General features: G+C 64.6%; 19 protein-coding genes and 3 tRNA genes. 15 read left to right on the top strand and 7 right to left on the bottom strand.

Annotated elements, in window-relative coordinates; all coding sequences use genetic code 11:
- Positions 1-44: 44 nt before the first annotated feature.
- The 3 genes from dnaG (at position 45) to ACX80V_RS11190 (ending at position 2,338) form a co-directional block, all read left to right on the top strand.
- Positions 45-2,000: a DNA primase gene (gene dnaG, locus ACX80V_RS11200; RefSeq protein WP_485843168.1), complete on the top strand. Its 1,956-nt coding sequence runs from the start codon at positions 45-47 to the stop codon at positions 1,998-2,000.
- A 67-nt stretch (positions 2,001-2,067) separates the two neighbouring features.
- Positions 2,068-2,140 (top strand) — tRNA-Asn (locus ACX80V_RS11195).
- 125 nt (positions 2,141-2,265) lie between these two features.
- A tRNA-Asn gene (locus ACX80V_RS11190) sits at positions 2,266-2,338 on the top strand.
- Between the two features lie 52 nt (positions 2,339-2,390).
- Here the strand turns inward: ACX80V_RS11190 and ACX80V_RS11185 are convergent.
- The 3 genes from ACX80V_RS11185 to ACX80V_RS11175 all read right to left on the bottom strand — a co-directional run bounded on the left by ACX80V_RS11185 (position 2,391) and on the right by ACX80V_RS11175 (position 4,346).
- Positions 2,391-2,798 carry a hypothetical protein gene (locus ACX80V_RS11185; protein ID WP_485843167.1) on the bottom strand — a complete coding sequence of 136 codons (408 nt, stop codon included), beginning with the start codon at positions 2,796-2,798 and terminating at the stop codon, positions 2,391-2,393.
- An 87-nt stretch (positions 2,799-2,885) separates the two neighbouring features.
- On the bottom strand, positions 2,886-3,065 hold the full coding sequence (locus ACX80V_RS11180) for a hypothetical protein (protein ID WP_485843212.1): 180 nt from the start codon (positions 3,063-3,065) through the stop codon (positions 2,886-2,888).
- Between the two features lie 27 nt (positions 3,066-3,092).
- Positions 3,093-4,346 (bottom strand): multidrug effflux MFS transporter, encoded by a 1,254-nt coding sequence (locus tag ACX80V_RS11175; protein ID WP_485843211.1) that lies wholly within the window; start codon positions 4,344-4,346, stop codon positions 3,093-3,095.
- A gap of 159 nt (positions 4,347-4,505) precedes the next feature.
- Between ACX80V_RS11175 and ACX80V_RS11170 the strand changes: the two genes are divergently transcribed.
- The 6 genes from ACX80V_RS11170 (at position 4,506) to ACX80V_RS11145 (ending at position 9,869) form a co-directional block, all read left to right on the top strand.
- Positions 4,506-5,360 (top strand): phage holin family protein, encoded by an 855-nt coding sequence (locus ACX80V_RS11170; RefSeq protein ID WP_485843166.1) that lies wholly within the window; start codon positions 4,506-4,508, stop codon positions 5,358-5,360.
- 60 nt (positions 5,361-5,420) lie between these two features.
- Positions 5,421-6,044 carry a CDP-alcohol phosphatidyltransferase family protein gene (locus ACX80V_RS11165; protein WP_058929539.1) on the top strand — a complete coding sequence of 208 codons (624 nt, stop codon included), beginning with the start codon at positions 5,421-5,423 and terminating at the stop codon, positions 6,042-6,044.
- On the top strand, positions 6,044-6,952 hold the full coding sequence (locus ACX80V_RS11160; protein ID WP_058929538.1) for a DMT family transporter: 909 nt from the start codon (positions 6,044-6,046) through the stop codon (positions 6,950-6,952). Before ACX80V_RS11165 ends, ACX80V_RS11160 begins: the two co-directional genes overlap by 1 nt.
- A 125-nt stretch (positions 6,953-7,077) precedes the next feature.
- Positions 7,078-8,274, top strand: coding sequence for a glycosyltransferase (locus ACX80V_RS11155; protein ID WP_485843165.1), 1,197 nt, complete (start codon positions 7,078-7,080; stop codon positions 8,272-8,274).
- A 141-nt stretch (positions 8,275-8,415) separates the two neighbouring features.
- Positions 8,416-8,492 (top strand) — tRNA-Ile (locus tag ACX80V_RS11150).
- Positions 8,493-8,678: 186 nt separating this feature from the next.
- A complete protein-coding gene (locus ACX80V_RS11145; protein WP_252607870.1) occupies positions 8,679-9,869 on the top strand; it encodes an acyl-CoA dehydrogenase family protein in 1,191 nt (396 codons plus the stop codon).
- Positions 9,870-9,909: 40 nt separating this feature from the next.
- Here ACX80V_RS11145 and ACX80V_RS11140 read toward each other — a convergent pair whose 3' ends face one another.
- Positions 9,910-10,407: a murein hydrolase activator EnvC family protein gene (locus ACX80V_RS11140; protein ID WP_485843164.1), complete on the bottom strand. Its 498-nt coding sequence runs from the start codon at positions 10,405-10,407 to the stop codon at positions 9,910-9,912.
- A 403-nt stretch (positions 10,408-10,810) separates the two neighbouring features.
- On the opposite strand from ACX80V_RS11140, the gene rpsB reads away from it, so the two are divergent.
- The 6 genes from rpsB (at position 10,811) to ACX80V_RS11110 (ending at position 15,835) form a co-directional block, all read left to right on the top strand.
- Positions 10,811-11,713: a 30S ribosomal protein S2 gene (gene rpsB / locus ACX80V_RS11135; protein WP_485843163.1), complete on the top strand. Its 903-nt coding sequence runs from the start codon at positions 10,811-10,813 to the stop codon at positions 11,711-11,713.
- Positions 11,714-11,842: 129 nt separating this feature from the next.
- Positions 11,843-12,679: a translation elongation factor Ts gene (gene tsf / locus ACX80V_RS11130; protein WP_058929534.1), complete on the top strand. Its 837-nt coding sequence runs from the start codon at positions 11,843-11,845 to the stop codon at positions 12,677-12,679.
- Between the two features lie 127 nt (positions 12,680-12,806).
- The gene (pyrH, locus tag ACX80V_RS11125) at positions 12,807-13,544 is read left to right on the top strand and encodes a UMP kinase (RefSeq protein ID WP_056348271.1); all 738 of its coding nucleotides are present in this window, start codon (positions 12,807-12,809) and stop codon (positions 13,542-13,544) included.
- Positions 13,545-13,669: 125 nt separating this feature from the next.
- Positions 13,670-14,227 carry a ribosome recycling factor gene (gene frr / locus ACX80V_RS11120; RefSeq protein ID WP_056348274.1) on the top strand — a complete coding sequence of 186 codons (558 nt, stop codon included), beginning with the start codon at positions 13,670-13,672 and terminating at the stop codon, positions 14,225-14,227.
- Positions 14,227-15,150 carry a phosphatidate cytidylyltransferase gene (locus tag ACX80V_RS11115; protein WP_248761834.1) on the top strand — a complete coding sequence of 308 codons (924 nt, stop codon included), beginning with the start codon at positions 14,227-14,229 and terminating at the stop codon, positions 15,148-15,150. Before frr ends, ACX80V_RS11115 begins: the two co-directional genes overlap by 1 nt.
- Before the next feature lie 100 nt (positions 15,151-15,250).
- A complete protein-coding gene (locus ACX80V_RS11110; RefSeq protein WP_485843162.1) occupies positions 15,251-15,835 on the top strand; it encodes a DivIVA domain-containing protein in 585 nt (194 codons plus the stop codon).
- Positions 15,836-15,859: 24 nt separating this feature from the next.
- Here the strand turns inward: ACX80V_RS11110 and ACX80V_RS11105 are convergent, their stop codons facing one another.
- From ACX80V_RS11105 to ACX80V_RS11095, 3 genes are read right to left on the bottom strand one after another with little or no spacing between them, the layout of a single operon-like run.
- Entirely contained in the window at positions 15,860-17,326 is a 1,467-nt protein-coding gene (locus tag ACX80V_RS11105; RefSeq protein ID WP_485843161.1) for a sodium/solute symporter, read from the bottom strand.
- Positions 17,327-17,333: 7 nt separating this feature from the next.
- Entirely contained in the window at positions 17,334-17,684 is a 351-nt protein-coding gene (locus ACX80V_RS11100) for a hypothetical protein (RefSeq protein ID WP_058929531.1), read from the bottom strand.
- Positions 17,681-18,403: a LytR/AlgR family response regulator transcription factor gene (locus tag ACX80V_RS11095; RefSeq protein WP_058929530.1), complete on the bottom strand. Its 723-nt coding sequence runs from the start codon at positions 18,401-18,403 to the stop codon at positions 17,681-17,683. The genes ACX80V_RS11100 and ACX80V_RS11095 overlap by 4 nt, the downstream gene beginning before the upstream one ends.
- Positions 18,404-18,438 lie beyond the last annotated feature (35 nt).

Below are 18,438 nucleotides of genomic sequence, written 5' to 3'. Positions count from 1 at the left end.
ATAGGGCGGCCTTCACTGTCGTGCCCCGGGACTAGGATGGCTCTGTGGCTGGCCTGATCAAACGTGAAGACATAGACGAAGTACGCCAGCGCACGGACATCAAGGAAGTGGTTGACGGCTACGTCACGCTCAAGGGTGCCGGGCTGGGGACCTACAAGGGCCTGTGCCCCTTCCACGACGAGCGGTCGCCGTCGTTCACCGTGCGCCCCCAGGTGGGCAGGTACCACTGCTTCGGGTGCGGCGAAGACGGGGACGTCATCGCCTTTGTGCAGAAACAGGACCACACCTCATTCCACGAGGCAGTGGAAAAGCTGGCTGCCCGCATCGGGTACGAACTGCGCTACGAAGACGGCGGCACCGGCCCCAACCGTGAGGAAGTGGGCAAGCGCCAGCGCCTCCTGGATGCCCACAAAATCGCCGATGAGTTCTTCCGCGCCCAGCTGCTGACGCCCGGAGCCGCCGAAGGCCGGAACTTCCTGTTCGGCCGTGGCTTCGACCGCGCCGCCTCGGAGCAGTTCGGCGTGGGCTACGCACCGCAGGGCTGGGACGCGCTGCTGAAACACCTCCGCGGCCGCGGCTTCACGGACCAGGAGCTGAAGCTGACGGGGATGTTCTCCGAAGGCAACCGGGGCATCTACGACCGGTTCCGTGGCAGGCTCATCTGGCCCATCCGCGACATCGCCGGCGACACCATCGGCTTCGGCGCCCGCAAGCTGTATGAGGACGACCAGGGCCCCAAATACCTCAATACCCCCGAAACCACGCTCTACAAGAAGTCCCAGGTGCTCTACGGGATCGACCTCGCCAAGCGCAGCATCGCCAAAGACCGCCAGCTCGTGGTGGTGGAGGGATACACCGACGTGATGGCCTGCCACCTGGCGGGAATTCCGACGGCGGTGGCCACCTGCGGCACGGCATTCGGCACCGAGCACATCAAGATCGCCCGCCGCCTGCTGTCCGACGACGGCACCGGGGGAGAGGTCATCTTCACTTTTGACGGTGACGCCGCCGGGCAGAAGGCGGCACTGCGCGCCTTCGAGGAAGACCAGCGCTTTACCGCCCAGACCTATGTGGCGGTGGAGCCCACCGGCGCCGACCCCTGCGACCTGCGCCAAAGCAGGGGCGACGCCGCCGTGCGGGACCTGATCGCCACCCGCCGGCCGCTGTTCGAGTTTGCCATCAAAGCCACGCTCAGGCGCCACAACCTGGACACCGTGGAGGGCCGGGTGGCCGCGCTGCGGGAATCCGCTCCGGTGGTGGCCCAGATCCGCGACGCAGCCATCAGGCCCGAGTATGCCCGGGAACTGGCCGGCTGGCTCGGCATCTCGGTTGAAGACGTCAGCCGGGCTGTGGGCGTCGCCATGAAGCGTGCCGCCCCGGGCGGGCCGGCTGCACCGGGGACGCTCGCCGGTGCCCCGGGCCAGATGGCGTCCGCCCAGTCGGGGGCCGTGCAGTCGGGTTCCGCTCAGGCGGGCGGGCCCGGCGTGGCTGCCGGGCCGACGTCGGGCGCTGTCCCTTCCTACCAGCGGCCCGACCCGCGGGACCCCGTGGCCTCCATGGAGCGTCAGGCGCTGGAAGTGGCGCTGCAGGAGTCCGCCCTCCTGGGCGGCGGCATCTGGGAGCGCTTCGCGGCCGCACGCTTCGTCACGCCGGCGTTCCAGGTTGTCCATGACGCCATGCGCGCCTCCGGTCCCGGATTGATCGGTGAGCCCCTGCGCTGGGTGGAACAAGTGATGCACGAAGTCCCGGAACCCCTCCGGCCGCTCGTGTCCGAGCTTTCTGTGGTGCCGCTTCCCGCGAGCACCGCGGAAGCCGTCCAGAAGTACTGCAAGGACATTCTGTCCCGGCTGTTCGAGCTCCAGATCACGCGGGTCAAGGCGGACAAGATGGGCCAGCTGCAACGGCTGGATCCGGCAGCGAACCCGGAGGATTTCCAGCGGCTCAACAGGGAACTGATGATGCTCGAAATGGAACGCCGGGCACTGCGCTCGGACGCCTGAAACGCGCCGATTTCACTCCTGATTTCGCTTCCAGCCGGTGTCTTTGTTAGGCTGGTACCCGCTTCATTCCTCCTTAGCTCAATTGGCAGAGCATTCGACTGTTAATCGAAGGGTTGCTGGTTCAAGTCCAGCAGGAGGAGCGCACAATCCCCGTTCCGGGTCTCCGGAACGGGGATTTTTTTATACCCAGGGAGGGTATTTCGTGGTGCACCGCCGCCGATTTCCCATTCCCGGGAAACCTTTGCTAAGGTCATACCTGCTTCATTCCTCCTTAGCTCAATTGGCAGAGCATTCGACTGTTAATCGAAGGGTTGCTGGTTCAAGTCCAGCAGGAGGAGCAAACAAACAAAAGATCCCCGTCCTCTCAGTGAGGGCGGGGATCTTTTGCATTCACACAAAGTCCATTTCCACCTGCAGGAACCGCTCAGCCTCGGCGATGGCCGCGTGGAAGGCGTCCTGCTCGGTGGGGAACTTGCGGGGCTCCCGCGGATGCCATTCATGGGGTGCTGAGTACACCCGGACGAAGCCGGAGGCCGGCGGTGCGTAGAAGATGCCGAAGCGCTGCACAGGCCACTCAGGCGAGGTCTCCGGGGCCACCAGGAGGGCGGCGTTGAAGGCCGCGTTGAACCACTGCGCGATCGGCCGCCGTCGGTCGTCCGTGAAAAGTCCGGCAGCATAGAGGGCTGCGGACTGCTGGCCGGTTTGGGCGCACAGCCGGTCCCACCACATGGGCAATATGCCTGAGTCGCAACGTTGCCATGTGGCCGGAAGCGGCGAGGAGAACTGCCAGCTGGGCACGGATTCATTTTATCGTGGGAAAGCTCCCGGGCGGCAGGGGAGGGCCCCCTCGTCGGTGACGCGAAGTTTGGCGTCAGGTCCCTGCAGCTACGGGCGGTTCCAGGGGCCCGGGTTGACCCGGTACAACAGGGCAGCACCTACCAGCGCGCCGAGGATGATGCCGATGGCGCCACTGCCGAACACGCGCCCAAGGAAGTAACCGGCGACGGCGCCCAGCACCGCCCCGAGGAACAGTCCCCGGGGGTTGCGGTGCGGTTTGCGTTTTATGCGTTTCATCATTTGGATCGACGGGGTTCAGTGGATCGACGGCACGGTGCGTGGCCTGACGACCAGCCAGAGGCCCGCTATCGCCAGCAGTATGCACGCGGCCTGCACGGCGCCCATGGGAGTGGAGCTGGTGATGCCCAGCCACCCCACGACCGGTGAAACCAGGCCGGCCATCAGGAAGGTCGCGGCACCCAGGAGGGACGCGGCCGTCCCGGCCTGTGCCCCGTGGCTGCTCAGCGCCAGCACCTGCACGCAGGGGAACGTAAAGCCTGTGCCCATGATGTAGAACCAGAGCGGAACCATCACGCCCCAGAGCCCCAAGCCGGCCTGGTCAAAGACCACGATCAGCAGGGCCATAAGGAACATCCAGGCTGTGGAACAGGCAAGGATCCATTGCGGCGGGACAGTACGGATAAGCCTGGAGCTGATCTGGACGCCCGCCACAATGCCCAGGGAATTGATGCCGAACAGCAGGCCATATTCCTGCGGCGAGAACCCGAAAATGTCCTGGAACAGGAATGGCGACGCGGACAGGTAGGTGAAGAGGCCGGCGAAGTTCATGCCGCCCACCACCAGCAGGCCCACGAAGATCCGGTCCGTGAAAAGAACCTTGTAGCGCTGGCCGGCGGTCATGCCGGTCAGGCCGCGCTTCTCGGGTGGCAATGTTTCGCGGACCAGGAAGAGCGATGCGATGATCACCACGGTGCCGTAGCCGGCAAGGAACACGAAGATACCCGGCCAGGGCATCACCAGGAGCAGCTGCGATCCGATCACCGGGGCCATGATCGGTGCCAGCCCGTTCACCAGGGCCATGCGCGAGAACATCCGGACCATGTTATAGCCGGAGAACAGGTCCCGCACCATTGCCATGGCCACCACACCACCGCCTGCAGCCCCCACGCCCATGAGGACGCGGAAGAGGCCCAGCGTGGAAATATCGGTGGACAGGGCTGCTCCCACGGAGGAGGCGATGTGCAGGGCGGTGGCCAGGATCAGCGGGAGCCGCCGGCCGAACTTGTCGCTGAAGGGGCCCACCACCAGCTGGCCGAGGGCAAAGCCCACGGTGGTGCCGGCCAGGGTCAGCTGGACCTGGGCCTCGGTGACCCCAAGGCTCGCTTCCAGTGCCGGAAACGCAGGCAGGTACAGGTCGATCGTGAACGGACCCAACGCGGTGAGGGCGCCGAGGAGGAGGATGTACAACAGTTTCCGGCGGCGGGTCAGCGAATCGCCCGGATTCGAATGAATGGTCACGGAGATCAATCCTAGGCCCGGAAGTTCCATCTTTCCGGGGTTGCAGGCGCGCCGTGCGGCCAACCCGGAAGTTTGCCCTGAACCTGAATGATAGTTTTGGGGGCGGGACCGTGCTGCCGCGGGCTCCCACAGCACACGGATGCCGAACCGACCAGGCAGCAGACTACGCAACAAGTTAGGCGGGAACCGATGAGCGGACGTCACACCGGGCGCACCAGCCAGGGATTGCGGATCACCGCGCTGCCCAGGACGCTGAAACTTCTTTTCCGTCTGGCCCCTCGCCAACTCAACGATGAAATCGCCTTCGCCAAGATCGAGCTCAAGCGCAAGGGCATCCAGGTAGGTGTCGCCGCCGCCTTCTTCGCCGTTGCGCTTATTTTTGTGGCTTTCCTGGTGGTTGGCCTGATCGTGGCCGCAATTATGGGCCTGGCCAACATCATGCCGGCGTGGCTCGCCGCGCTGCTCGTCTGCGCCCTGTTTCTGGTTATTGCCCTCATCGGCGGCCTGATCGGCGTCCGCAAATTCAAGCAGGCCATGCCCCTGGTCCCGGCCGAGACCATCCGCGGCATCAAACACGATCTCGGCATCGTCAAGGAAGGCTCGGACTTCAACCCCGCGCTGCTCGATCCGGCCAGCCCGGAGTCCAAGGCCGCCAAGGCTGCCAAGGACGAAGCTGCCGCGAAGGCCAAGGCCGAGAAGGAAGCCAAGGCCGAGGCGCACAAAAAAGAGTTCCCGCAGGCGTCCGAGCCCGAGCTTCACCGCCGCCTGGAACAGCGCCGGCGTCACCTGGCCCAGGTCCGCGACGAACTGGATACCGAGCTCGACATCAAGCCGCAGGCCATGTTCCTGCTGGGCGCTGCCAAGGAAAAACTGGGGGAGGGCAAGGCTGCCGTTGAACATGGCGCTGCCAAGGCCAGCCAAAAGTACGCTGACTTCTCCGGATCCCCGGACGGCGCCGGCCTCCGCTGGAAGCCCCTTGCCGCACTTGCAGCCTCCGCAACGATCTTTGTGGTGCTCCTGCGCAGGCTGCTGCGGAACCCCTAACAACACAACACGTCACACTGGGCTCTGAAGTCACACTGGGCTCTAAGGAAGGGGGACGGATTGAGGTTCATCGGCGCTGGTGCGCGGCCCGGCCGCCCCCAGGTTGACCACGACCGCGTCTTCACCATCCCCAACGCCCTCACAGTGCTGCGCTTTATGGGCGTACCACTTTTTGTCTGGCTCGTGCTGGCCCAGAAGGAATATGGGACCGCCGTTGTGGTCCTGGTGGTCATGGCGGGAACCGACTGGATTGATGGCTACGTGGCCCGCCGCTTCGACCAGGCGTCCAAGCTCGGCCGCGTCATGGATCCGCTGGCTGACCGGCTTGCCCTGATCGCGGTGGCGGTCACCCTGGTGATTGCCGGCGTCGTCCATTGGCTGTACCTGGCCGCACTCCTGGTGCCTGACGCCGTGCTCCTGGTGCTGACGCTCTCCTACTTCCGGGGCCATCCGGACCTGCCAGTGAGCCGTGTGGGCAAAGTCCGCACCGGACTCCTGCTCCTGGGCACACCCCTGCTCGTCCTGTCGCGATTGGACACCCCGTTTGCCGGGCCGCTGTACATTGCAGCCTGGATCGTGCTGGGACTTGGGCTCACCGGCCACTGGATTGCCGCGTACAACTATTTCTGGGCCATACTGCGGAAGGGCCGTCAGCAGTCCCATCACGACGGCGGCACCGCCTGATGGTGTGGGTGGCGGTCCTGCTGGCGGTGCTTGGGGCATTCTGCCTTGCCCTGGGTGCGCAGAAGCAGGGGAGTGCCGTCAAAGCCGACACCGGCGGGCTGGCGCTGAGTTCAAACGGCTTCCTCCGCCTGCTCCGCAATCCGCGGTGGGTGCTGGGACTTCTCCTGCTGTGCCTCGGGATGGGAATGAACGCGGTGGCCCTGGTCTCCGCGCCGCTGACGGTGGTGCAGCCGATCGGCGCCATCGCGCTGGTCATTACCACCGTGGTGAACGCCCGCGACCAGGACATCACCATCAACCGGGCAACCATGGTGTCCATCGCCGCCTGCGTGACCGGCTCCGCACTCTTTGTCCTGCTCGCCGTCAACGTGACGCAGGAGAACCACCATGTGAGCCAGGAGGACGAGCTCACCATTGTGCTGCTCCTGGCACTGGCGGTCGGCGTGTTCGGCACCCTGGCGGTCATGTTCCGGCACCGGATGAGCGCGTTTGTCTACATCCTCGGCGCCGGTGTCCTGTTCGGCTTTGTCGCGGTGCTGACGCGCATCATAGGCAAACACCTGCTGGACCCGAATGGGCTGGCGCTGCTTAATGTCCAGTGGTATTCGGTGGTGGCCATCGCGGCGGCCGGCGGCCTGGGTTCCTGGTTTGTGCAGAGCGCCTACTCGGGCGGTCCGCCGGACCTTGTCATCGCCGGGCTGACAGTCATCGACCCGATCGTGGGCATCGCCATCGGCATCGTGATCCTGGGCGAGCTGCGCCCGGACGTCCACGCCGTGATGGCGATTGCCATGGCTACGGCTGCTTCCCTTGCTATCGTGGGGGTGATCGCCCTTTCCAGGCACCATCCCGAGGTCACCAAGCGCAGGAAAGATGCGCGGAAGGCGGCGGGCAGGGCGTCCCACTAGCTTGTTACCCAACTCGCGCACTTTCATGACCAGCCGATTCCAAGAGGCCCCGCGCTACCGTGCCGGCGGCCAACCGGTGCGGCCAGCGACAGCTGCCCGTGCCGTGACCTTCAGGAGCTCTTCACGTGACAACGCCCTCTGACCAGCCTCCCCTGACCATCCTGATTGCCGCTGATACGTACCCGCCCCACATCAACGGGGCCGCGCAGTTCAGCTACCGTCTGGCCAACGGCATGAGCGGACGCGGCCACAACGTGCATGTGCTGGCTTGCCGTGCGGACGACGGCGCGAGCTTCACCGAGTTCCGCTCCGAGGCCACCGTGCACCGGCTCCGTTCCCACGGGGTCTTCACCCACGATTACTTCCGTATCTGCTTCCCCTGGGAAATCAAGAAGGAGATCGGCCTCCTTTTCGATCGGATCAAGCCCGATGTGGTGCACATCCAAAGCCACTACATGATCGGCGAGCACGTCCTCTACGAAGCGGCGAAGCGGGGCATCAGGATCGTGGCCACCAACCACTTCATGCCGGAGAACCTGAACCCGTTCCTGCCGTTCCCGCAGTGGTTCAAGGACATCATCGGCAAGATCTCCTGGAAGGACATGGGCAAGGTCATGGGCCAGGCCGACGTCGTCACCACGCCCACACCCCTGGCCGCCAAGGCCATGCACCAGCACGCTTTCCTGCACAAGGTACTGCCACTCTCCAACGGCATTGACTCCGCAGCCTATGAGCTGCAGCCCGGCGAAGTGATCGAACCAAACGCCCACCCAACAGTGGTGTTTGTGGGGCGCCTGGCCGAGGAAAAGCACGTGGACGTGCTCATCAATGCCGTGTCCAAGACGCCCGCAGAGCTCAACGTCCACCTGGAAATTGTGGGCGGCGGCGAAGTCCGCGCGGCTCTTGAAGCGCATGCGGAACGGCTCGGACTGGGGGAGCGGGTGAAATTCCTGGGACTGGCCAGCGATGAGGACCTCCGGGAGGCCTACATCAAGGCGGATCTTTTCTGCATGCCAGGGACCGCCGAGCTTCAGTCCCTGGTGACCCTGGAGGCGATGTCTGCCTCCACGCCCGTCCTGTTGGCGGATGCCATGGCCCTGCCGCACCTGGTGCGCGACGGCGAGAACGGCTATCTGTTCACACCCAACGACAGCGACGACCTCGCAGCCAAGATCACGCGGATCCTCCAGCTGCCAGCCGAGGAACGGGCGGCAATGGGCCAGGCAAGCCGGCGGATGGTGGAACCGCACAGCATCGAGGGCACACTGCAGACCTTCGAGGACCTCTACCGGGGTGCAAGCTACGACGACAAAGCCCTCTGACACTGGTCTCGCAGTGGCCCGCTCCAGCCTGCCCGGACCCCGGCGCCCTAACTGCGTGGTCCTGATGCCCGCCACTGTTTGCTAGAGTGTTTTTGCCCTGATGAAGCCGAAGTCCTCCGCGGACCACGCCGGCAAGGGCAGGGGGCTATAGCTCAGCTGGTTAGAGCGCGGGACTCATAATCCTAAGGTCCTCGGTTCAAGTCCGAGTAGCCCTACCAAGCACAACACCGCAGGAACCAAACAATCGTGGAACCGCGGCTGACGAGAGATCGTCGGCCGCGGTTTCTTTCGTTTTCCCGCAATCTGCGATATGTTACTGACCAGTAACTTACCGTGCCGCTGAGTCCCGGCCTGTCCTGCCATGGCTGGCCTGTCCGCGCTGCTGATCTTTGCGAGGGAACCAAATGTCCAAAGCCTCTGTTGACATCAACAACCTTCCGTACGCCGACGGCGACTTCTTCGCCTTCGAGCAGCTTCTCACCGCCAAGGAGCAGGACCGGCTCGCCGAGATCCGGGGCTTCCTCGCCCGCGAAGTCCGGCCCATTGCCGTGGACTGCTGGAACCGCGGCGAGTTCCCCATGGAGCTCATTCCCAAGCTGGCCGAAATCGACCTGGTGAGTCCGGTCAGGCGCCAGGGCTACTCCAACCTGTTTGCCGGCCTGGTCCATGCCGAGGCCACGCGCGCCGATACCTCCATCGCCACCTTCATGGGCGTGCACGACGGACTGTTTACCGGCTCCATCGAAGCACTGGCCTCCCAGGAACAGCAGGACGCCTGGCTCCCGGATATCTATTCGCTGAAGAAGATCGGCGCGTTCGGTCTTACGGAGCCGCTGGGAGGTTCCGACGTAGCCGGCGGCACGCGCACCACAGCACAGCGAAACGGCGACACGTGGATCCTCAATGGCGCCAAGCGCTGGATCGGCAACGCTACTTTCTCGGATTGGGTGGTCGTCTACGCCCGGGACCTCGCCGACAACCAGGTCAAGGGTTTCCTCGTGGATACGGCGCTGCCCGGCTTCAGCGCCACCAAGATTGAAAACAAGATCTCCCTTCGGACCGTCCAGAACGCAGACATCGTCCTGGAGAACGTGGTGGTTCCGGACTTCTTCAAGCTGGCGGGCGCCAACAGCTTCCGCGACACCAACAAGGTCTTGAAGGTCACGCGGCTGTCCGTCGGCTGGCAGGCAGTCGGACAGCAGCTGGCAGCCTTTGACGTGGCCCGCCGCTATGCCGTGGAACGCCACCAGTTCGGCCGCCCGCTCGCGTCGTTCCAGCTCGTCCAAAGCCAGCTGGTGCAGATCCTCGGGAACGCCGTGAGCTCCATGGGCATGATGGTCCGGCTCTCCCAGTTGGAGGATGCCGGCCAGGCCAAGGATGAACAGTCCGCCCTGGCCAAGGCATTTACCACCGCCCGGATGCGCGAGAGCGTGGCGATCGGCCGTAGTCTCCTGGGCGGCAACGGCATCGTGACCGACTTCGAGATGGCCAAGATCTTTGCCGACGCTGAAGCCATCTACTCGTATGAGGGAACCCACGAGATTAACACCCTCGTGACCGGCCGAGCCATCACCGGGATCTCGGCGATCGTCTAGAGCCGTCAGCCGTCAGCCGTCAGCCGTCAGCGCTCGGCGGTCAGCCAGTGTCCAGCCCAAGGGGCAGCAGGATGGACGGGCGGAGGTCGGTGACGAATTCCAGCGGATTGACGTAGGTGTCCCCCTGCCTGACGCCCCAATGGACGCAGGCAAGAGCGCCGCAGTGCCCGGGTTGCAGCGTTCCGATCATCTCGCCCTTCGCCACCACGGCCCCGGCCGTGAGCGGGCTTTCGACTGGCTCAAAACTGCTGCGGAGACCGCCCCCGTGATCGATGGTGATCACGGGGCGGTCCACCACTACTCCCACGAAACTGACGGTGCCGGACTCCGGCGAGGTGACCGGGACGCCGTCGTGCGTTGCCTCAAGGTCCACGCCACGGTGCCCGCTCATCCACGGTTTGTCCGGCGGGTCAAAGGCGCGCAGCACCGCGGGCCTGGGGGAGAGCGGCCACTCCCAGGAAGCGCGCGGCGCTGTATCCGCTGGAGCCGCCGCGGCCGGCAGTAAGAGCACTGCCGCGAGGGCAACTATTGCTTTCATAAACCCAGCTTTGCGTGCCGGATCCCTCAGCGGGAGTGCGCACTTTGGCCATGTGGAAAACGCCAGTCGAAGGCCCTCGGGTTGTTCTTCGGCTATTGGCTCCTGTTGTACACTTGGTGGAGCAGTTTGCTGTGCCCTCAACGCTTGCGTCGGCACGCCTCATTCAGGAATGCGGGGGAGCAGCAACTGACTACGCGTATCCAGCCCTCCAAATCTGAAGCCCCGGCTTTGTATGAGGAGGATTGTGTCTCTTGCGGTCAGGGCCTCGCGGTCCTGATGAGAGTCGCAATGGATGCCAGGAGCACGGCCCGCCTTGGGCCACGCTAATTAACCGTCAACTATTGGCAGGGTAAGAGGGCCTGAAAGGCTCTCTCATGAATGACCTGCCGGAAGGAGCGCCGGCATGCCCGTCGTAACTATGCGCCAGCTGCTTGACAGCGGCGTCCACTTTGGACACCAGACCCGCCGTTGGAACCCGAAGATGAAGCGATTCATCTTCACGGAGCGCAACGGCATCTACATCATTGACCTTCAGCAGTCGCTGTCCTACATCGACCGTGCTTACGAGTTCGTAAAGGCCACCGTTGCACACGGCGGCACCGTACTCTTCGTCGGCACCAAGAAGCAGGCCCAGGAATCCATCGCTGAGCAGGCTACCCGTGTTGGACAGCCTTACGTGAACCAGCGCTGGCTCGGCGGTATGCTGACCAACTTCCAGACCGTTTCCAAGCGCATCCAGCGCATGAAGGAACTGGAAGAGATCGACTTCGACGACGTCGCCGGTTCCGCGTACACCAAGAAGGAACTGCTGCTCCTTCGCCGTGAACTCACCAAGCTGGAAACCAACCTCGGCGGTATCCGCAACCTCACCAAGGCACCTTCCGTGCTCTGGATCGTGGACACCAAGAAGGAACACCTGGCCGTTGACGAAGCCAAGAAGCTGAACATCCCGGTTGTGGCCATCCTGGACACCAACTGCGATCCTGACGAAGTCGACTTCCCGATCCCGGGCAACGACGACGCCATCCGCTCCGTGAACCTGCTGACCCGTGTTGTCGCCGACGCCGTTGCTGAGGGCCTCATCGCCCGCCACAACCGCGCCACGGGCACCACGGAAGCTCCGGAAGAGCCGCTGGCTGAGTGGGAGCGCGAACTCCTCGAAGGCAGCAAGACTGAAGAAGCACCTGCCGCTGAGGCTGCTCCGGCTGCTGAAGAAGCTGCCGCTCCGGCAGCCGAAGAAGCTGCTCCGGTTGCCGAGGAAGCTCCGGCTGCTGCCGAGGCTCCCGCCGCCGACGCTGACAACTAACACTAGCAAATCCGGATTCTCGGGCGCTGCCTGCAGCGCCGGAGCACCTGACAGGATGGCGGCTCACCCGGTGAGCCGCTGTCCTGTCGGTCCGTACACCACATACATTTTCTAGACAGAGGGGTTCACATGGCGAACTACACTGCCGCTGATATCAAGGCTCTGCGCGAGCGCACCGGCGCCGGCATGATGGATGTCAAGAAGGCTCTTGACGAAGCCAACGGTGACGCCGAAAAGGCCATCGAGATCATCCGCATCAAGGGCCTCAAGGGCGCTACCAAGCGCGAAGGCCGCTCCACCGCTGAAGGCCTGGTGGCCGCAAAGGTCAGCAACGGCGTCGGCGTGATGATCGAGGTCAACTGCGAGACCGACTTTGTCGCCAAGGCTGACAAGTTCATCCAGCTGGCCGACAAGGTCCTGGCCGTGGCTGTGGAGTCCGGCGCCGCCGACCTCGACACCCTCCTGGCCATCGAAGTTGACGGCAAGCCGCTGTCCGAGGTTGTCGTCGAAGAAGGCGCAATCCTCGGCGAAAAGGTTGTTGTCCGCAAGCTGTCCCGCATTGAGGGCGGCACTGTTGACGCTTACCTGCACAAGACGTCCAAGGATCTCCCGGCCCAGGTCGGCGTCCTGTTCGCTGTTGACGGTGAAGGCGAAGCCGCTGCCACCGCCGCACACGACGTTGCAGTGCACATCGCAGCGATGTCCCCGAACTACCTGACCCGCGAAGACGTTCCGTCCGACCTGGTCGAGTCCGAGCGTCGCATTGCCGAAGAGACCGCCAAGGCTGAAGGCAAGCCCGAGGCTGCAATGTCCAAGATTGTGGAAGGCCGCGTTACGGGCTTCTACAAGGGTGAGGTCCTGGTTGACCAGGCTTTCGCCAAGGACGCCAAGAAGTCTGTGGCGCAGGTCCTCGAAGAGGCCGGCGTCAAGGGCACGTCCTTCGCACGTTTCCGCGTCGGCTCCTAGTCGAATCCGCAAAGGGGTGGCCACTTCGGTGGCCGCCCCTTTTGCATGCAATGGCTAAACGTCCGATGAGACCTTTGGCCACCGGGCACGATAACCTTTTTCAGAGTTCACCAACGGGAAGGCACCCATGGAAGCCGTCAATTCTTCAAGCCAGCCAGAGAAAAGCAGGCGCCGCGTCCTCCTGAAGTTGTCGGGCGAGGTCTTCGGCGGCGGCAAGCTGGGCGTTGATCCCGACACCGTGCGCGACGTCGCCAAGCAGATCGCCGCAGCGGTCCCGGAAGTGGAAGTTGCCATCGTCGTCGGCGGCGGCAACTTCTTCCGCGGCGCGGAACTGTCCCAGAGCGGCATGGACCGCTCGCGCGCCGACTACATGGGCATGCTCGGCACCGTCATGAACTGCCTGGCACTGCAGGACTTCCTGGAGCAGGCCGGCGTTGAAACCCGCGTCCAGAGCGCCATCACCATGGGGCAAGTCGCCGAGGCGTACATTCCCCGCCGGGCCATCCGCCACATGGAAAAGGGCCGCGTGGTCATCTTCGGCGCCGGAGCCGGCCTGCCGTACTTCTCCACGGACACAGTGGCCGCCCAGCGCGCCCTGGAGGTCCACGCGGACGTCGTCCTGATGGCCAAGAGCGGCGTGGACGCCGTCTACACTGCGGATCCCAAGAAGGACCCCACTGCCGAGAAGCTGGACACGCTGAGCTACGACGACGCCCTGCGCCGCGACATCAGGGTCATGGACCAGACCGCAATGACCATGTGCAAGGACAACAACCTGTCCATGGTGGTTTTCGGGATGGAAGGCGAAGGGAACGTCACCCGCGCCATCCTGGGCGAAAAGCTCGGTACCCTGGTGACCCCGTAGCTGCAGCTAGGATGATCTGAGCACGGTTCCATGCCCGCAACCGGGCAACAATGGAACCAGGAACCATGAACCAAGATTGTGCAGGGAACCGGTACCCGGACTGCACTGATTTCTGAGGAGAGACAGTGATCGAAGAAACCTTGCTCGAAGCCGAAGAGAAGATGGACAAGGCGGTAGAGGTAGCCAAGGAAGACTTCGCCTCGATCCGCACCGGACGGGCTAACCCGGGCCTTTACAACAAGGTCCTGGTGGACTACTACGGTTCGCCCACCCCGCTGCAGCAGCTTGCCTCCTTCGCCATTCCGGACGCGCGCACCATCCTCATCACGCCGTTCGATAAGACCGCACTGCGCGACATCGAGCGGGCCCTGAGTGATTCCGAGGTGGGCGCCAACCCCTCCAACGACGGCAACGTCATCAGGATCACCATCCCGGACCTGACCCAGGAACGCCGCAAGGAATACGTCAAGATCGTCAAGACCAAGGGCGAGGACGCGAAGATCTCCATCCGCAACATCCGGCGCAAGGCCAAGGAAACGCTGGACAAGCTCGTCAAGGACGGCGAAGCCGGCGAGGACGAGGGCAGCCGCGCCGAAAAGGAACTGGATGGCCTGACCAAATCGCACGTGGACGGCATCGACGAGCTGCTCAAGCGCAAGGAAGCAGAGCTGCTCGAAGTCTGATGAGCCAGGCAGAGCAGGCCCCCACCCAAAGGGCGCGCACCAGGGGGAAACAGTTGCGGAGCAATCCGACGCCCAAGGCCGGCCGGAATCTTCCGGCAGCCATTGTGGTGGGCCTGGCCATGCTGATCGGCGTGCTGGGCGGCCTGGTTTTCCTTCCGCTCGGATTCGTGGCTGTTACCACCGGGTTCGCGGTCTTCGGAGTCTGGGAGATCTTCCGTGCCCTGGAGGCGAACGGGACCAGGATGCCCATCGTCCCGGTCATGGTGGGTACAGTCGCCATGCCGTTCGCCGCCTATCTCGGCGGTCTTGAGAGCCTGCTTTTCGCCATGCTCCTGAGCTGCGTGGCCGTCCTCCTCTGGCGTTCAGTGGAGAACCCCGCCGGATCAGCGAACAGCATCTTTGCCGGCGTGTTCACGCTGGGCTGGGTCCCGTTCTTCATCAGTTTCGCCACGTTGCCGCTGCACGCCGTCGGCGTCGCCACCCCGGTCGGTCTCTGGCCTGGCGGAACCGTGCCGCCCGGGGCCTGGCAGGTGGCCGTGATGCTGCTGCTGGTGGTCTCGAACGACACGTTCGGCTACCTCGTGGGCGCATCGCTGGGCAAACACCCCATGGCCCCGAAGATCAGCCCCAAGAAATCATGGGAAGGCTTCGCCGGCTCCATTGCCGGGGCCATGCTGATCGGCGTCCTTGCCAGCATTTTCCTGCTGGGCAAACCCTGGTGGGTGGGTGTGATCCTCGCCGTTGGCGTCGTTGCAGCGTCCACCGCAGGAGACCTGGCCGAGTCGATGGTCAAGCGTGAACTCGGGGTCAAGGACATGAGCAGCATCCTGCCCGGACATGGGGGCGTTATGGACCGCCTGGACTCCATTGTCTTCGCATGTCCCGTTGCATTTGTGCTGTTCGCACTGGTTGCGGGCGTCTAACGCGACCCTCTCGGACCATCTCCGCCGGACCGCCGGCAGTGCCAATAGACTGGTGCGTAACCTCGTAACCTGACCCAGCTGAAGCAACAAAGGAACAACAGTGGCATTGGACTTTCAACGGAAAATCCCCGCGTCGTTTGAGCGCGTGCGGGGCAACGAATTCGGGTACAACGCCAAACAGGTGGACCAGTTCCTCCAGCGGGCCAGGGTGGCACTCGAGACGCCGAAGGCCGCCATCCACGCCGTCACCAGCGCCGATGTCCGGAGCGTCTCCTTTGACCCGGTCAAGGGAGGCTACGCTGCCGCCGTCGTCGACGCAGCGCTGGACCGGCTCGAAGACGCCTTCGCCCGCCGCGAACGGGACGAACTGATCGCCGCCAAGGGCGAGGATGCCTGGCTGCGGGAGATCGGCAGCCTCTCCGGGATCCTCCGGGGCCGCCTCCACCGGCCTGACGGTGAGCGCTTCCGGCGCCCGTCAAAAAAGAAGGCCCGGAGTTACAACATCCTGGACGTGGATAATCTTTGCTACGACCTGATCGGCTACCTCGAAGAGGACAAACCGCTCAGCGTGGACAATGTCCGCCGGATGGTCTTCCGTCCCGCCGTGGGCAAGGACGGTTACGAAGAGACCCAGGTTGATGCCTTCCTGGACCGCGTGGTTGAACTCATGGCGGCCATCGACTGACTGCCCGTTAGCTGATCACGGGACTCAGCGTTCGGTCACCAACGGCCGTTCGGGAGTGTGCAGCCGGGTCATGACGCGGCTCGTGGTCCGCGGAATCCGGTGTTTTGTCCCCCGGGAGACGAGAACCATCACGGCGAAGGCGGCGGGAACCGTCCACGCCGCCGGCTGGGCCAGCCAGAAGGGCGTGCCGGAAGCGCCCAGGACCGTTCCCCACACCATGGCGCCGCCGCAGAGGACGCCGCCGGTCACCATTCCGGCAATGGCACCGGCATCGGTAAGTCCCCGCCACCAGATGCCCAGCAGGAGCACCGGGCACACAGTGGAGGCGGTAAACGCGAACACCAGGCCCACGCTGCCGGCCAGAGCCAGGGAATCAGTCATCACGGCAAATCCCAGCGGGACCACAGCGGAGACGACGGCGGCGAGCCGGAATCCCCGCACGCTGCCGCCCAGGACGTCCTGGCTGATCACGCCAGCCAGCGAGACCACCAAGCCGGAGGTGGTGGACAGGAACGCGGCGAAGGCCCCGGCCACCACCAACGCTGATAGCAGGTCGCCCGCGGTTCCACCGATCAGCTGCCCAGGCAGCAGGAGAACCACCGCGTCCGCCTGCCCTGACCGGGCGAGTTCGGGCGCGAACATTCGCCCCACCAGCCCGTAGGCGGTGGGAAACAGGTAAAAAACGGAGAGCAGCCCGAGCACGATCAGCGTGGTCCGCCGTGCCGAGTGTCCGTCCGGATTCGTGTAGAAGCGGACCAGGACGTGGGGGAGCCCCAGCGTGCCGAACAGCAGCGCCACCAGCAGCGAGATGTTCTGGTACGGCCCGGCCGGGGCCAGCCCGGTGGGATTCACGACGGCGGGGGCCACGGCGGCACTCCCGTCACCGGCGAGCGTGAACACGATGAACAGGACGGGCACGGCAAGGGCGGTGAGCTTCAGCCAGAACTGGAAGGCCTGCACAAAGGTAATGGAGCGCATGCCGCCGGCCACAACAGTCAGGCACACCACAACCACCACGGCCACGGAGCCTACCCAGGCCGGCAGCCCGGTGGTGATCCGGATGGTTAAGGCCGCGCCGTGGAGCTGAGGCACAATGTACAGCCAGCCCACCACAACCACCACCACGCTGGTCACACGGCGGACTGCGCGCGAATCCAGCCTCGCCTCGGTGAAGTCCGGGATCGTGTAGGCGCCGGACCGGCGCAGCGGTGCGGCAACAAAGAGCAGCAGCATCAGGTAGCCGGCGGTGTAGCCCACGGGAAACCACAGGGCGTCGGTACCGGACAGCAGGATCAGCCCGGCCACGCCCAGGAAACTCGCTGCCGAGAGGTACTCCCCGCCGATGGCCGAGGCGTTCCACCATGGCCTGACGGTCCGGGAAGCCACATAGAAATCGCCGGTGGTCCGGGAAATCCGCAGACCGTAGAACCCGATGGCGGCCGTTGCCAGCGAAACAACAACAAGCGCCACCACACCAACCGCGGGATTCATAGGGCCATCACTCGTCCCCGGCGAGGTCCCGGTAGCGGGCCTCGTTCCGTGTGGCGGTCCGGATATACAACCAGGCGCTGAGGCCGATGACGGGGTAGATGCCTGCACCGAGCAGGATCCAGTCGAACGGGATCCCCGCGATCCGTGTCTCGGCGAGTCCCGGTAGGGCTGCCAGCAGCAACGGGAACGCAGACAGGATCAGCATAAAGCCGATGGCCACCACCAGGGCCAGCCGCAGCTGGGAACGGATCAGGGAGCGGACGAAGACCTGCCCCACCTCGGATTCCTCCGCCGCCTCGCGCGACTCCCGGGCCGGCCGGGGTGCCGAGCGCGGAGCAGTGACACGGACGCGGGTCATGCCTGCGGCCGGATGCGGGTGGCTTCCAGCTTTTCCCTGACCGTGGGAAGGTGGCGGCGGCTGATGGGCAGGCCGGCACCGGCCACCGAGACACTGGGTTTGTCCGCCGTCAGCTTCATGGACTGCACATGCTTCAGCGCCACGAGGTAGGACCGGTGCGTCCGGATAAACCCGGCCTCGGCCCACTGCTGCTCCAGGTCTGCCAGCGGAACCCGGATGAGATAGCTGGCATCCGCGGTGTGCAGCCGGGCGTAGTCGCCCTGTGCCTGGACGTACGTGACGTCGTCGCGCCTGATCATCCTGGTGGTGCCGCCCTGGTCAACGGTGATCATCTCGGGGGCGGGCCCGCCGCCGTCGCGCAGTAGCTCGCTGATCCGTCCCACCGTCCGGGACAGCCGCTCGGCCCGGACGGGCTTAAGGAGGTAGTCCACGGCGGCAAGCTCGAACGCCTCCAGGGCGCAGTCCTCGTCCGCGGTGACAAACACCACCACCGGCGGTTTGCTGCTGCGCGCGATGGCGCGGGCAACATCAAGGCCGGACACGGCGGGCATGTGAATATCCAGGAAGACGGCGTCAACCGTTGCGGTGTTCAGGGCCCGCAATGCTTCTGTGCCCGAAATGGCCCGGTGGATGACCCCGATCCGGTCATCCTTGCCAAGGAGATAGGCCAACTCCTCCACGGCGGGTAGCTCGTCGTCGGCGACGAGGACATTAATCATGGTCCTACATTAGCCGCCGGAGGCGGCTGGGATCA

Source organism: Pseudarthrobacter arbutini (assembly GCF_054510915.1).
The sequence above is the reverse complement of the archived record's forward strand: the minus strand, read 5'-3'. Positions and strand labels throughout refer to the sequence as shown.